General features: G+C 69.9%; 11 protein-coding genes. 6 read left to right on the forward strand and 5 right to left on the reverse strand.

The annotated features are described in order from the left end of the window. Positions 1-158 precede the first annotated feature (158 nt). Positions 159-671: a hypothetical protein gene (locus QHF89_RS24450; protein WP_284720894.1), complete on the forward strand. Its 513-nt coding sequence runs from the start codon at positions 159-161 to the stop codon at positions 669-671. 52 nt (positions 672-723) lie between these two features. On the opposite strand, the gene QHF89_RS24455 is transcribed toward QHF89_RS24450, so the two are convergent. After that, the gene (locus QHF89_RS24455; protein WP_136970224.1) at positions 724-1,368 is read right to left on the reverse strand and encodes a hypothetical protein; all 645 of its coding nucleotides are present in this window, start codon (positions 1,366-1,368) and stop codon (positions 724-726) included. A gap of 160 nt (positions 1,369-1,528) precedes the next feature. On the opposite strand from QHF89_RS24455, the gene QHF89_RS24460 reads away from it, so the two are divergent. Both QHF89_RS24460 and QHF89_RS24465 read left to right on the forward strand, forming a co-directional pair. Then, on the forward strand, positions 1,529-2,896 hold the full coding sequence (locus QHF89_RS24460; protein WP_136970223.1) for a hypothetical protein: 1,368 nt from the start codon (positions 1,529-1,531) through the stop codon (positions 2,894-2,896). Between the two features lie 45 nt (positions 2,897-2,941). Then, complete coding sequence (locus tag QHF89_RS24465; protein WP_284720895.1) at positions 2,942-8,506, forward strand: alpha-2-macroglobulin family protein; 5,565 nt, start codon at positions 2,942-2,944, stop codon at positions 8,504-8,506. A gap of 7 nt (positions 8,507-8,513) precedes the next feature. Here the strand turns inward: QHF89_RS24465 and QHF89_RS24470 are convergent, their stop codons facing one another. After that, positions 8,514-8,882, reverse strand: a complete 369-nt coding sequence (locus QHF89_RS24470) for a DUF4180 domain-containing protein (RefSeq protein ID WP_136970220.1) — start codon at positions 8,880-8,882, stop codon at positions 8,514-8,516. A gap of 54 nt (positions 8,883-8,936) precedes the next feature. Beyond that, on the reverse strand, positions 8,937-9,473 hold the full coding sequence (locus tag QHF89_RS24475; protein ID WP_136970219.1) for a hypothetical protein: 537 nt from the start codon (positions 9,471-9,473) through the stop codon (positions 8,937-8,939). A 517-nt stretch (positions 9,474-9,990) separates the two neighbouring features. On the opposite strand from QHF89_RS24475, the gene QHF89_RS24480 reads away from it, so the two are divergent. Together QHF89_RS24480 and QHF89_RS24485 are read left to right on the forward strand one after the other, a co-directional pair. After that, the gene (locus QHF89_RS24480) at positions 9,991-10,410 is read left to right on the forward strand and encodes a hypothetical protein (protein WP_136970218.1); all 420 of its coding nucleotides are present in this window, start codon (positions 9,991-9,993) and stop codon (positions 10,408-10,410) included. A gap of 38 nt (positions 10,411-10,448) precedes the next feature. Beyond that, positions 10,449-11,201, forward strand: a complete 753-nt coding sequence (locus QHF89_RS24485) for an alpha/beta fold hydrolase (RefSeq protein WP_136970217.1) — start codon at positions 10,449-10,451, stop codon at positions 11,199-11,201. Between the two features lie 4 nt (positions 11,202-11,205). On the opposite strand, the gene QHF89_RS24490 is transcribed toward QHF89_RS24485, so the two are convergent. Together QHF89_RS24490 and QHF89_RS24495 are read right to left on the reverse strand one after the other, a co-directional pair. Continuing rightward, positions 11,206-13,314: a PAS domain-containing sensor histidine kinase gene (locus QHF89_RS24490; RefSeq protein WP_284720896.1), complete on the reverse strand. Its 2,109-nt coding sequence runs from the start codon at positions 13,312-13,314 to the stop codon at positions 11,206-11,208. A 251-nt stretch (positions 13,315-13,565) separates the two neighbouring features. After that, entirely contained in the window at positions 13,566-14,246 is a 681-nt protein-coding gene (locus tag QHF89_RS24495) for a TetR/AcrR family transcriptional regulator (RefSeq protein WP_136970215.1), read from the reverse strand. Positions 14,247-14,348: 102 nt separating this feature from the next. Between QHF89_RS24495 and QHF89_RS24500 the strand changes: the two genes are divergently transcribed. Then, entirely contained in the window at positions 14,349-14,726 is a 378-nt protein-coding gene (locus QHF89_RS24500) for an FHA domain-containing protein (RefSeq protein WP_136970214.1), read from the forward strand.

The raw sequence follows: 14,726 nt of genomic DNA on the forward strand, positions 1-14,726 counted from the left end.
CTCCGCGAAAAGCGAGGGGCCGGCGCGAGGCGACGCTCCATCCTAGTCGCGGACGCGGCCGTGGTGGGGTAAAAACGACGACGCGTGGGTGTCGATGGACACGTCCATCGGGGACACCCACGCGAGCGGTTGTGGATCGACGTGGAGCGAGGACCCCGGTGAGCACGATGGACAAACGACGGGACCCGAAGGCGCAAGGACGAGCGCCTGAGCAAGAGGAGCCTTCGCCGCTCGACGAGGGCGAGCTCGACGAGGGCGAAGAAGGCGAGGAGGACGAGGACGAGGACGAGCTCGCGCCCACGGTCGTCCTGGGTCGATTCGGGGATCTGCGCGGATTCGCCGACGCCACACTCGTCAAGAAGTACGCCGAGCGGCCCATCTGGTTCCTGATCGAGGACGACGCGGACCTGATGGAGCTCTTCGTGCGGCACCCCGAAAAGCCCGTCCCGCGTGGCGCCGCCGAGACCTTGCTCGGCGTCCTGCGCTCGTTCGCCGCGGCCGAAAGCGAGGCGCTCCAGGGCGTGCTCGGCCCGACGGATCAGATCGGCTTCGGGTATCACGAGAATGCCTCGTTCGACGACGTCGTCGCGTCGTTCGAGGAGGACGGCTTCGAGGTCGCGTTTGCCCTTTACGAAGGGAAGGTCGTGCCGGAGGACGAGGACGACGAATGAGCGGGGGCGGAAGGGGGCGGGAGCTCGGCTTGCCGAGCTCCCGCCCCCTCGCTCAAACCGCCCAGGTGATCCGGACCGTGACGGCCTTTTGCGGCGTCCCGTCGCGCTCGCCGTCCGGAATCGGGGCCGACCACGAATATCGCACGTCCCGCGCGCCGGCGGCGCTGAGCGCCCCCTCGATGAAACCCTCGTTGCACCACACGTAATACCCGAGCAAGGGCGCCGGCATCCCGGCGAACAGCCCCTCCACGAGCCCCTCGCCGGCGTGCGACATCTCGGCGCGGCAATGGCCGAAATACCGCTCGAAGATCCGCGGCAGCCGGACGGCCATGTCTCCGACCGACGAGCTGCGCATCTGGGCGCGATATAGCCCCATCACGTTGTGCTCGCCTGCGTGACGCGCGCGCCCCCGCACGAGTTTGTCGAAGGGCATCCCTTCGACCTTCGCCAGCGCGCGGGCGAAATGGACGATCGGCACGATGTCGTAGCTCGACGCCGCGAGGAAAATCGTATGTTCGAGAAATGCCTCGACCTCGGGGTGGGCCATCGCGGCGTACACGGCCGGCAAGCCGCCGAGCGTGCGCTTGGTCGCGTACTCGAAATACCCCATGTACATGACGCCGCGGACGCGAAACGGACCTTCCCCGATTCGATACCGCCCCGGCGACGGATCGCAGGCCCACGTCTCCTTGGACATCGCGGCGGAGTCTATCGAGCCGTTCGTACCCCCGCAAGCGCGCCCTCTTACCGCGCGAGGCGCGACGAAACGATCCATGGCGACGGACGTGAGCGGGCCCAGCACGCCAGAATCGAGGAAGCCCAAGGCAATCGACGCCCACGCGTCCAACGATGCCGCGATGCCTCGTTCCGCCCGCCTCGCGAGCGCTCCCGCGGCGCTCTGCCTGCTTTTTGTCGTCGGGTGCGGCGCGCCGACCCTCCCGCGCGGGGGTGAGGCCGCCGCACGCGGCCCTGCGATCGCCGCGCCGGACCCGCCCGCGTCCGAACCCACGAATCCCGGCGGCGAGACGTCCCTCGTCCTCCTCGAACCCCACCAGGGCGATACTCCTTTCTCTGCGTTCCGCCTCGTCAACAAGAACCCCGACCCCATCCGCGGCGCGCGCCACTGGCCCGGCCTCTTCGGCACGATCGAGCGGCTCGGCCTCGACGACGTCTATCGCGCGTTTCCGCCCCCCCAAGGGTATTGCCTCACCGTCTCCGCCCAGCCCGAGATCGCCCCCTCCGCGGCGACGATCGTCTCCGAGCTCCCCCTCCTGGGCGGCGAACGTATCCTCCCGCCCGGTCGGTACCGGTTCGTCGTGCCACACCTGCGCGACACCCACCCCGACAAACTCTTCGCGGCCACCGTCGCCTTCGAGGTGCGTGGCCTCGACCCGACCGAGAGCGAGGAGCTCGTGCGCCTCCTCGACCGGGACGACGTCCGCGCCTGCCCCCGCGTCGCCTCGTATTTGCTCGACACCATCGAGCGCGCGGCCGCGCCCGAGGCCCTCCCGCGCCTCGAATCGGTCCACGCCGAGACCCTCGACGAACGCGCGCGCCTGTATGCCGTCCTCGCCCATTTCCCCGAGCACGTCCCGCGCCTCGCGCGTATTGCCGCCGGCGCCTCGCCCGGCTCCCTCGCCGCGTCTGTCGTCCTGCTCGAAGAGGGGGCCCGCGGCGCCGCGCTCGCCGCCGCCCTTGCGCGTATTGCATCCTCCTTGGCGACCCCGGACGACCCCTCGATCCGCGCCGTCCACGCCCTCGCGCGCGAGGCCGACGAATGGCCTCCCGAAATCGCCCCGCGCCTCGTCGCGCGCCTCCTCGCCACGCGCTCGCCCGAGCTGCGCCTCTCGCTCGCGACGGCCCTCTCCGCCGCTGGCAAGGACGTCCTCGGACAGGAAGCTCGCCCGGCCGTGAAGGCCATGCGCACGGCCGCCCGTGCGAGCGCGGACGCGCGCACTCGTGAGGCCTTGCTCGACATGGCCGGCGCCCTCGCCGAGGCCCTCGGCGACGAGCCCCCGCGGGACCGCCCCGGCCTCGGGCTCAACGCAATGCCCGAGCTCGGCGGCGCGGCCGACGACCCTTGCCACGTCCTCTTCGAATCCCTCCGCCCCCATCCTCTCTTGCGCCATACCCCCGCGGCGTGGCCTCATGGCGAACGCGAGCCTTTGCGTACGACGTTTGGTGCTTCGGGCGTGGAGCTTTACCGTCCTGCCAAAGACGAATGAGTTGGGGAACCTCGGGCGTCCTCACCTGTCGCTCTCGGAGTCCTCATGCGTTTCCGCCGCCCCTCGCCCGCCGCCTCCTTGCTCGTTGCCCTCGCCGCCGCCTCGGCGGCCTGTTTTCCCGGCGCACTTCCGCTGAAACCTCCCGCGGCGCCCGTCCGGGGCGAGCTCGCCCCTCGCGCGGCCCTCGCCCCTCGCCCCCCCGAGGCCGGCCCGCTTCGTGTCGTCTTCGCCGGCCCAAACGGCGACACCAGCGCGAGCCCTGAAATCACGCTCGTCTTCAGCAAACCCATGCGCGCGCTCGGCGCGGATCCCGGCGCGCCCGATGCCCCGGTCCAGATCACCCCGGCCCACCCGGGCGCATTCTCCTGGGTCGGATCGAGCGCGCTCCAGTTCGTCCCGTCAAAACTATTTCCTCCCGCGACGCCCTTCCGTGTCGAGGTCCCCGCAGGCACCCGCGCGCTCGACGGCAGCACCCTCGAAGCCCCGTTCGTCCTCTCGTTTGCGACCCCGCGGCCCACCCTCTCCGGCAGCGAGCCCGCGCAGGGCGCAACCAGCATTCGCCCGGACGCGCCGATCACGCTCTTTTTCACGCAACCCGTGAAAGCCGCGGAGGTCACGCGGGCCGTCACGATCGACGCGGGCCGCGGCCCCGTGCCTTTTTCGATCGTCGAGGTGACCGACGATCGCGCCGTCCTCGCTCCGCGCGCCCCGCTTCCGCGCGACACGAACGTCGTCGTGCGTATCGACGCCTCGCTCCGCGGCGCCGCAGGCGAACTCCCGGCGGGCAAGACCGAGGAAATCCGATTTCGCACCCTCGGCCCCGCGGGCCTCGTCTCCGTCGCTTGCCAGCCGCATCCCCTCGAAAAGGATCGCTGCGACCCGACCCTCGGCACGCTCACGCTCACATTCGCGACGCCCGTCTCGGACGAGGTCCTCGAACGCGCCATCGTCATCGACCCCCTCCCCGAAGCGTATTACGTGAGCGGCGCCTACGAAGACGGCGAATCGAGCCGCGAGGTCTACATCCGCGGAGACTTCGCGCCCGGCCAAACCTATCGCCTGGAGCTCCGCACCAGCGGCGCCCGCCGCGCCTTCCAGGACATCCACGGCCAGCGCCTCCCGATGGCCGTGAAACGCGAGGTTCGTTTCGGGGACACGCCCGCCAACCTCGTCATCGGCGCGCGGGGCACATACTGGGTCCCGGAACAGCGCATCTTGCCAATTGGCGTGACGAACACCGTCGACGCGACCGTCTCGTTGCTCCCGCTCGACCCGACGCAAGCCCTCGCGCGGCTCGCCGGAACCCAGGTCCCGCTCTCGCCCGCGTCGAGCTTCGCGCCGCACACAGGCAAACGCAATCAGGACCGTTGGTCGGACCTCGCCGTCCAGGACCACTTGCCTCCAGGCATCACGAGTGGCCCGGTGCTCGTCCGCGGGACGTATCGCAGCGCGCCGGGGCAGCCGCCGCAGACGGTCGAACACGAAATGCAATTGACCGACCTCGGCCCCTTGACGAAGATCGCCCCGGACGAGGCGCTCGTTTGGCTGACGCGCCTCTCTAGCACGTCGCCCGTGAAAGGCGCGCGGGTCGAGGTCCACCACATTCCGAACGGCGGCCACCCCTCGATCCTCGGCGCGGCCGTGGCCGACGACAAGGGCCTCGCGGCCCTCCCTTTGCGCATTCCCCCGCGAAAAGCCGGCGAACCCGAAGCCAAGCTCGCTGTCGTGGCGCGGAGCGGCGACGATTGGATGTACCAATCCCTCACCGTCCCTCGCGCGCCGGAGCCCGTCGGCCGCCTCTTCTCCGCCCGCGGCATCTATCGCCCTGGCGAACGCGTGGAGCTCAAAGGCGTCCTCCGCGTCCCCGTCACGGCGGGCCTCGATACGCCGAGCGGCCGTCAGGTCACGTTGCGCATCCTCGACCCCGAGCGCCGCCCCATCAGCACCTCGCGGCACGTCCTCTCGCGCTTCGGCACCTTCGCCACCCTCGTCCCCCTCGCCGAGGACGCCCCGCTCGGGTATTACCGCGCCGAGGCCGAGCTCGACGGGGAGCGCATTTATTGGGGCTTTTCCGTGGATCATTACCGCCCCGTCGAGAGCAAGGCCACGGCGCTCCTCGACAAACAGGTCTACGAGCCCGGCGAACGGATGACCTGCACCGCGCAGGGCGAGATGCTCTACGGCGCGCCGATGGCTGGCGGCCGCGCCTCGATCGTCGTGACCCGCGGCCTCGGCGAGCCCAGCGTCCCAGGCCTCACCGAGTACGTGCTCACCGAGCATGACGTGCGGGCGCCCGTGGCGCAGATCGCCCGGGGCACGGGCAAGCTCGACGGCCAGGGCGCCTTCTCCCTCGTGGTCCCGGTCGTATTGCCCGGCCAAACGGCGGTCGAGTCGGTCGCCTGCAAGGTCGAGGTGACGGATCTCAACCAGGAGACACGCTACGCCGAGGGCAGCGCGCTCGTTCACCCCGCCGGCGTCCTCGTCGCGCTCGCTGTGCCGGAGCAGAATTCGGTCAAGCCGGGCGACAAGATCACGCCGACCGTGCTCGTCGTGACCTCGACGGGCGACCGGCAGGCGCGCCCGGTCCACCTCGAATTCTCGCGCCGCCGCGTCGGCCGTGCAGGCATCGTCGTCGAAGACAGCCCGCTCGGCGCCTGCGACGTCAAGAGCGGCCCCGCGCCCGTCGGCTGTGACTTCGTGATTCCCGCGCAGAGCGTCGAGACGGAAGACGACCCCGAGATCATCGTCCGCGCCACGACGAAGGACGAAAAGGGCCGCCGCGCCGCAGCCTCGTATGCGCTCCGCGTCGAGCGCCCGGCCCCGCCCACGAACCCGCCTCCCGCCTCCCCGCGGCCCCCACCGCCTCCGCCTCCGCCCCCTCCGCCGCCGGAGCTCGCCCTGCGCATCGAGCACATCAAGTATCAGGTCGGACAAACGGCCCGTGTCGTCCTCGAATCTCCGCATTCGAAGACGACCGAGGCCCTCGTCACGGTCGAACGCGAGGGCTTGCTCTTCCGGCGCGTCGTGTCCCTCGCGCCCGCGGGCACGCAGACGGTCGTCGAGATTCCGGTCACGTTCTCCATGATGCCCAATGCGGACATCACGGTCACCACGTTCCTCGGCAACCGCTCGGAATCGCGCTCGGCTCCGATCGAGGTCAGCGCCGAGGCCCGCAAGCTCGACGTCGAGGTGCGCCCGAGCAAGCTCCAGGCGGCGCCCGGCGAGACGCTCGACGTCGAGGTCATCACCAAGGACGCCGCGGGCAAACCTGTGCGCGCCGAGGTCACCTTGTGGGCTGCGGACGAGGGCTCGCTCATGGTCACCTATTACCTCACGCCCGAGCCCTTCCGCGCGATCTATGCGCCACGGGATGGGAATATTCTGACGGAGGACGTCCGGAACGACCTCCTCCGCACGTTCTCGGGGGGCCGCCGCGCGAAGCCGCCCCTGGTCCGCATGGGCGCGACCAGCATCGGCCCCCGACGCGGCGATTTCCGACAAACCGTGGCCTTCCTCCCGGATCTGCTCACCGACGCGACGGGCCGCGTGAAGCGCCGCATCACCTTGCCCGACGGCCTCACGGCCTATCGATTCATGGCCGTGGCCGTGGCGGAGGACGATCGTACGGGCTCGGACGACTCCACCGTCGTCACGTCGAAGCACCTCATGGCCCGCCCGAGCATTCCTCTGGCCTTGCGCGCGGGAGACCAATTCGAGGCCTCCGTGATCGTGTCCGCGCTCGACATCCCCGGCGGCAAGACCGTCGTGACCGCGAGCGCCGAGGGCGGCCTCACGCCCGCGGGCCCCATGCGCCGCGAGGCCACGGTCGACCCCGAGCATTCCGCGCTCGTGCGTTTTCCCTTCCGCGCCGACGCCGCTGGAAAGGCGCGCCTCTCCTTCGATGCCCACCTGGACGACGAATCCGACGGCGTCGACCTCGACGCCCAGATTGGTGTACCCACGACGCTCGAAACCGCGACCCTCACGGGCGAGACGTCCTCGGCCATCGCCGAGCGCCTCGGGAGCCTCGCAGGCCTGCGAAATGACACCGGCGGCCTCACGATATCCCTCGCCTCGACCCCGCTCGCAGGCCTCGGCGCGGGCATCGAGCAGCTCGTCGAATACCCGTACGGATGCACCGAGCAAACCGTGAGCCGCATGGTCCCGCTCCTCGCGCTCCGCGACCTCGCCGATTCCCTCGGCGTGCCGCTCGTGCCCGGAAAAACGGGCCCGCAAAAAAGCGGCGACGTCGATGCCGCGCTCCGGACCTCGGTGGAGCGGCTGCTCACGCACCAGCAAAAGGACGGGAGCTTCGGCCTATGGCCCGGCTCCTCCGAGGGAGATTTTTATATCACGGCCTATGCGTTATGGGGCCTCGACGAAGCGCACCGCCGCGGCTTGCCCGTGCCCGAAGGCGCCCTCGATCGCGCGACCCGCGCTCTCGTAGCGAGCCTCGCGGCCCCCTTCCCCGCGGCGGACCCTTCCGCGCTCGAACGAGCCGCCTTCGCGCTCGACGTACTCGCCGGGGCCCGACGCGCCGACGAGAGCCGAATGCGCGCGCTCTTCGGCGAACGTGCGCGTTTGCCTCTCTTCGCGCGCGCCCTGCTGCTCCACGCCTTCGTCCTTGCAGGCCGCGCCGACGCGGACGAAGCCCGCGAGCTCCGCCGCGACCTCGAAACGAACATCCGTATCGACGGCCCCGCGGCGCACCTGGCACGCGCGTCCGAGGCCCATCCCTCGCACGATTTCGATTCCAGCGTGCGCACCGACGCGGCGGCGCTGCGCGCGCTCGTCGCGACGAACCCCACGCACCCGCTCGCGGCCCGCCTCGCGCGTGGCCTCATCGACGCGCGCGCCGGCGGCGCTTACCGCACGACCCACGAGGCCGCCTGGGCCCTGCTCGCGCTCGACGCATACCGCAAGAAAAACCCGGCGCCCCTCGATCCCGTCGAGGCGCGCGTCTTCCTCGGCGATACCTTGCTCGCGGACGCGCCCCTCGGCGGCGAATCCGGCAAAATCCGCCGCACGGCCTTCGTGCCCATGCCCGCCCTCCTTCGCGGCCGCGGCGCGCCGCTCACGTTCGAGGCCGCGGGCGGAGGCCACCTCCATTACGAGGCCATCCTCCGGTATGCCCGCCTGGAAATGCCACGCGAGCCGCTCGACGCCGGGTTTTACGTGACCAAATCCTTCCGCCCCGTCGCGGACCTCGGCGGCCCCGTCCTCGCGGCCAGCGCCGAGGCCGAGCCCCGCTTCGATCCCGGGCAGGTCGTGCTTTGCGAAATCGAGGTCGTCACCCGCGAGCCGCGCCGCTTCGTCGTCCTCGAAGACCCGGTCCCCGGCGGCCTCGAACCCTTGCGGCTCGCCCACCACGTCGGCGGCCCGTGGCTCGCGAGCCTGGAGGCGACGCCGGCCGAGCGGCGCGAAATGCGCGACGACCGCGTCGTGTATTTCATCGACAGGCTCCCCGCCGGCATCCGCAAATTCCGCTACCTCGCCCGCGCGGCCCACGTCGGCCGATTCGTGGCACCGCCGACGCACATCGAAGAGATGTACACGCCGGAGACGCTCGGTCGCACGGGGGGGACGTACGTGCGGGTGGGCGCGAAATGAGCGCGCTTCAGGCGAAGGCGTGGATCCATTCCACGGCTTCGGCACGGGTCTCGAACATCCCGAAATGCTCCCCGCGGTTCTCCTCGGTGACCATCTCGCCGAACCGGCTGCTATGGCTGACGCTCCCCGGCGGGCATACCACGGCGAGCCGGATCCGATAGTTCCTCAATTTTTGCAGGATGTCCCCGGCCACGCGCGAGCTGAGGTCGAAGAAGGCCACCGGCAGGTTCGACGCGTAAAGAAGGACGCACCCGGCGCTGCTCCCGAAGCAGGCCTCGATCACGCGATCCACGTCCCGCGCGCTCGTCAGAAATGCCTGGTCCGGCTGGCCTTCCACGACCGTCACGCCCCCCTCGTCCACGATGACAGGCTCCATGGCCGGGCATCTAAGCCGAGGGGATCGCGTCTTGTCAATCGCGCCGCAACGACGCTACTGGCAAACGGCCTCCGCCACGAAGGACGCCTCCCAGGTTTTCGGCACGTCGCAGGGCGTCGCATACACGCAGCACTCGCCCGTCTCCGGGTTTTTCGCGTACGTGAGCGCCTGCACGCAAGCCCCGACGACCTCGACCCCCTGCGCCTTCGGGCAAGCGCTGTTCACCTCGCGAACAGCGTTCGAGGGGAGAACACCTTTCGAGCCGAAAGCCCCCTTCGAGGGGATGTCGCCCTTCGAGGGGAGATCCGATTCCTTTGCGCCGGCCTCCTTGCCGACCTCGCTCGGCATATGCTCCTTCGTCACCCCGCCCTTGCCGATGTCGCTTGGCACCGACGGCTCGATCCCTTTGCCTTCAATTTCCTTGCCCTCGATGCCTTTGCCCTCGATGCCTTTGCCTTCGATTTCCTTGCCTTCGACATCCTTGCCCTCGGACAACGCGCCGTCCGTCACGTGACCAGCGTCGCCCTCGACCGGCACGAACTCCACGTCGTCAGCCAGCGAGTCGTCCTTCTCTCCGGCTTTCGAGGGCACCTGAGGCTCTCCGGCTTTCGAGGGCACCTGAGGCTCTCCGGCTTTCGAGGGCACCTGGGGCTCTCGGCTTTTCGAGGGCACCTGGGGCTCTCGGCTTTTCGAGGGCACCTGGGGCTCTCGGCCCTTCTCGGCGCCCGACGCGTTCTCCCGCCCCAGCGCGAGATCCTCGTCTCCCCCAACCGAACAAGCAACGAGCACGAGGCCGAAGAGAGGCAGCACCGCGGCACGCGCGATCGTGAATGAACGCATGGGCATTCCCTCCATCCTGGACTTTCCACGACTGCCCACGACGGCAGCCGCCCGAGGGGTTGCAAAGCAAGGACCACGCTGATCCGCTGAGAAACCCGTGCGCGGCCGCTTGCTTGGAACAAACGCTCCGCGTGCATTTCCAGAAACCCCGCGTCGACCGCTCGGGCGCGCTCACCTATCCAAAGCGAGCGACTTGACACCACCCCGACGTGTCTCCGACACTGCCCGGCGCTGCGGCGCGCCCCTGGACGCCCGCGAGGAGGGTTTCGTGGCGGAGGACAAAGACAAGCCGTTCGATGAGGAGGCGGAGGATCAAGCGTTGCTGGAGCGGGAGCTCCGCGCGCAGGGGCGCACCTCGCCGCTCCCGCCGTGGCTCCGGTATCCGGCGATCCCGCGGTACAGCATTCACTGGCGCATGGGCAACGGTGAGAGCTACCTGATGGCGTGGTGGCAATGGGCCCAAGGCCGCTCTGCCGAGGAGAAGACCGCCTACTTCCGTGAATTCGCGCCCACGCCGGTCGAATGGGTCGATTGGGTCGGAATGCAAATCCGGGTCGACCCGGAGGGCGACAGGAGTGCCTCGTTCGACGACCTCATCCGGACCTACGGCGAAGCCATCGCGCACCTCGGCCTGTACGACATCGAAGCCTGGCAGGCCTACATGAAGGACGACGCCACGAGCGAATGAGGGACCCTCCCGTTCGCCGGAAGGAGAGGTGTTCGACCATGAGCGTACACAGCAGTCAGATGCACATCCGCGGCGACATCGAGATACACGTCGACATCCACGGCGAGGGCGATCCGCTCGTCCTCTTGCACGGCTTCACCGGATGCGGCCGCGACTTTCAGCATTTCGGCGAAACCCTCCACGAGGGGTTCCGTGCCATCGTCCCCGACCTGCCCGGCCACGGCCGTTCCGGAAATCCCCGCGGCACGTTCGTGTTTCGGGACGTCGCGCGCGACATGTATTCGCTCCTCGACGAGCTCGGGATCGATCGATTCCGCGCCCTCGGCATCAGCGGCGGCGCCAACGTGCTCTTGCACATGGCGACGCAGCAGCCGAGCCGCGTCGAGGCCATGGTGATCGCTGCGGCGGCCCCGTACTTTCCCGAGCAAGCGCGCGCCCTCATGCGGCAGATGACCGTGGAAGGAAGGTCCGAAGAAGATTGGCGCGACATGCGCGAGCGGCACGCGCGCGGCGACGCGCAAATCGTAGCGCTGTGGGAACAGGGCCGCGCGTTCGCCGCGCGCCACGACGACATGAGCTTCACGCCGCCGCACCTCGCGACGATCACGGCACGGACCCTCATCGTCTACGGCGACCGTGACCCGCTTTATCCGGTCGAGCTCGCCGTCGAGATGTATCGCGCGATCCCCGACGCGAAGCTGTGGGTCCTGCCCGGCGCCGGCCACGGCGCTGCATTCGAGGAGCGCGAATCGTTCGTCCGCGTGGCGAGGAGCTTCTTGCGGACACCATGACCGCTCAAGATCGGCCCGTGTCCTGCCGGGAGGGCGGGAGCTTCGGGGCCATCGCGACGACCGCCTCCGCGACCTTGTGAACCGCGGTCACGTCGGGGCGGACGCTCTTGAAAATGCTCGTGACGAGCTCGCGGGAAGGGGGCGCGTCGTCGACGACGAGCACGCGCGCCTCGTCGCGCCGCGGCGCGGAGGATCCCTCCACGAGGGTGACCTCCGAGGCCTTTGCGACGCGCAACGGCAGCTCGACCGTGAACGTCGCGCCGAGCCCCTTCCCCGGGCTCGCCGCGACCACCGCGCCGCCGTGCGCCTCGACGAGATACCGCACGATCGAAAGGCCGAGGCCGAGCCCGCCATGGCTGCGGGTGGACGAGCTGTCGCCTTGCCGGAAACGCTCGAAGACATGCGGCAAGGTCGCAGGCGAGATCCCCACGCCGTCGTCCTTCACCCAAAGCAGGGCCTTGTCGCCGCGATGGCAGCCGATCTCGACGGTCCCCCCGGGCGGCGTGAATTTGAGCGCATTGCCGAGCAGGTTCTCGATGACCTGCCGCAGCCGGAGGTCGTCGCCGAAGACGGGGAGCGGCCCGCTCCTCTCGAATGCGGTTTCCAGGCGGATCCCTTTCGCGTCCGCGAGCGGGCCCATCGCGCGCACGGCCTGCGTGAGCGGCTGCGCGAGGTCGAGGTCCACCGCGTCGAGCTGGAGCGTGCCCGCCAGCATGCTCGTCATGTCCATGAGATCCTCGATGAGGCGCGCTTGCGCCTGTGCATTGCGCTCGATGGTCTCGAGTGCCTTGCCGCGGCTCGCCTCCGGCACCGAGTCCCGCCGCAGAATGCCGGTCCAGCCGAGGATCGCCGTGAGCGGGGTGCGGAGCTCGTGCGAGATGACGGCCAGAAACTCGTCCTTCAGCCGGCTCGCCTCCTGGACCGCTCGATAAAGCCGGGCACGATCGATCGCCATCCCTGCGCGCCGCGCGAGGTCCTCGGCGAGGGCGCGCTCCGATTCCGCCATGAAGCGCCCGGGCGCGCCGCCGAGGAGCGTCATGTGACCGAGCGCATGCCCGTGGATCACGAGGGGCACGACGAGCAGCGAATGAATGCCGCGCGCTTCGAGCTCGCGGCGCGTGGTCGGGTCGAGCTCGCCAAACCCGAGCGCGCGCCCCGGCGCGACGAGGTCGAGCAGCGCCTCGGCGAACGCCGCCCCCCGCCCGAGCGCCGCGAGGCAATACCGCTCGCCGGCCTCCTCCACGTGAATGGTGCACCCTTCGGCGAACGCCGGCACGAGGAGCCGCGCCATGGCCGCGAGCGTGCTCTCGTACTCCAGCGAGGCGCCGAGAATGCCGCTCACCTCGGCGAGGAGCCGCTGCGCCTCTTCGGCCTTCCTCCGCGCGCTGACGTCCCGCGAAATGCCCACGAGCCCGACGACCCGCCCCTCCTCGTCGTACCAGGGCCCTTTCGTCGATTGCCAGGACCGCGTCGCGCCATGGCTGGTCGTCGACGTGCATTCGTAGATCCTCGTGCGCTGGCTCGTGAGGATCTCCCGGTCGCGCTGGGCGATCTCCTCCGCGTCGACTTGCGCGAAGAGCGCCTTGTCGTCCTTGCCCACGACGTCCTCGGGCACGAGCCCGAAGACCCGCGCGCCCGCCGCGTTGATCATGACGTACCGGAGGTCCCGATCCTTGACGAAGATACAATCGTGCGTGCCCTCTGTGACGGCGCGGAGCAGCTCACGGCTCTGCCGCAACGCCGAGAGCTCCGCCTCCTCGGCGAGCACCCGCGCGAGCACCGGCGCGCAATGCTGCGCGAGCCGGGACAAACGTGCTTTGGCGGGCCCCTCGCGGCGCAGCCCCTCGAAAGCGACGATGCCGAGCACTCTGTCGCCGACGGCGAGCCGCACCACCCACGCCTCGCGCCCCGCGATCCGCAACCGCGTGGGCCCCGGCGTGGAGAGCGCCGCGGCGAGCCCCCGCGGGGCCGGATCATTCGTGCCAGGGACGGAGAGCTCGTCGGCCACGAGGACGGCGAGCGAGCCCGACGTCGCGCCGAGGGCCCGCACGCCCTCCGCGGCGACCGCGGCAGCGACGTCCTTCGACCTCCGGCACGCGTGCAGCGCAAACACGAAGGGCGCGAGGGCTGCATCAGCCCCCGGATTCCAGCGTTTGCCGCGACCGCGTGAACTCCTGGGTGAAGGCAACGAGAGATGTTGTCAGAAGACGGATTTCTCTTCGAGCGGGCGGAACCCGGATTGTCGAATCCGGCATCGCCTGATGAACCCCATCCTCCAGGAAGGACGGCCGCGATCCCAGCTTCACGCCGGCGCCGCGACGGCCCCCCTCCGGCGTTTGCCCGTGTGTCCCCGCCGTGCGAGGCTCACGACGCGCGGCACATGCCGGCGAGGAGCGCTCCGAACGAGGCTTCGAGCTCGCCGTAAAAATCGACGCGCAGCGGGGCCATCTTTGGCGCCGCGAGCACCTTTTTCATGGGCCCGACCGGGTGCCCCATCGGCCAGAGGCCCGAGACGAGCGCGCCGAGCCGCAGGATCGCCCGCACCCCGCCGCCCTCGGGCAAGGCCGGGAGCGCCGCCTCGAATGCCTCCCCCGCGAGAACGATATGCTCGAGCTCCCACCGCTTCGAGGCGCGCGCCGCCTCGAGGGAGAGGTTTTGCTCGATGTCGCAAGAGTTGCTCGCCAGGAGCCGCAGCATGGGCTCCCGCGGCGCGAGCGTGCGCACGACGAGCGCGGCCACGTCATTCGGCGAGGTATCGCGAGCGAGGCCCCGGAGCAAAGGCATGACCTCGTCGAACCAAGCGCCGAGCGCCTGGAGGAAGAGCGCGAGGAAAACTTCCTCTTTCGTGGAAAAATATCGATAGACGCTTCCCTTCGCGAGCCCGGCGCGCTCGGCGACCTCGCCGATCGAGATGTCGGCCATCGATCGCTCCCGAAAGAGCTCCGCCGCTGCCCCGAGGATCGCCTCCCGCCGCTGCTCCTTTTGCTCGGCGCTGTGCGCCCTCTGCCATCCCTCGCCCGCCTGGGGCTTGCTCGTGCTGCGCATGTCGACGACCCCGTAACGGACCCGCGGTCGTAAGCGACCGTCGATCCGTCGTCAAGCGCGGACGGGACCAATGGTCACTTACGGCCATGGTACCCTGCGCGCATGGCCACGTCGTTCGCGCTCGTCGTCCTCGAAGAGCCTCCGCGGGACCTCGGGCGCGTCGTCCCGCTCCGCGAGGGCGCTCAGGTCTTCGGGCGCACGGAGGGCGCCGATATCCGCCTCGTGTCGGATACCGTCTCGCGGCGGCACGCGCGGATCACCGTGGAGGAAGGGCGCGTCACGATCGAGGACGTCGCGAGCACCTCGGGCACGTTCGTGAACGATGCGCTCGTGCGGGGATCGCAGGAGCTCTCGCCCGGCGCGCGCATCCGGATCGGTCGAATCGTCTTCGAGCTCGCGCGCGCCGACGAGGCCGACGCGCGGAGCCTCGCCGTCGTGGGGCGAGGCCATGAGGACGGCGCGCCCTCAGGGAATGGGTAA

Source organism: Polyangium sorediatum (genome assembly GCF_029946465.1).
GTDB classification, from domain to species: Bacteria; Myxococcota_A; Polyangia; order Polyangiales; family Polyangiaceae; genus Polyangium; species Polyangium fumosum.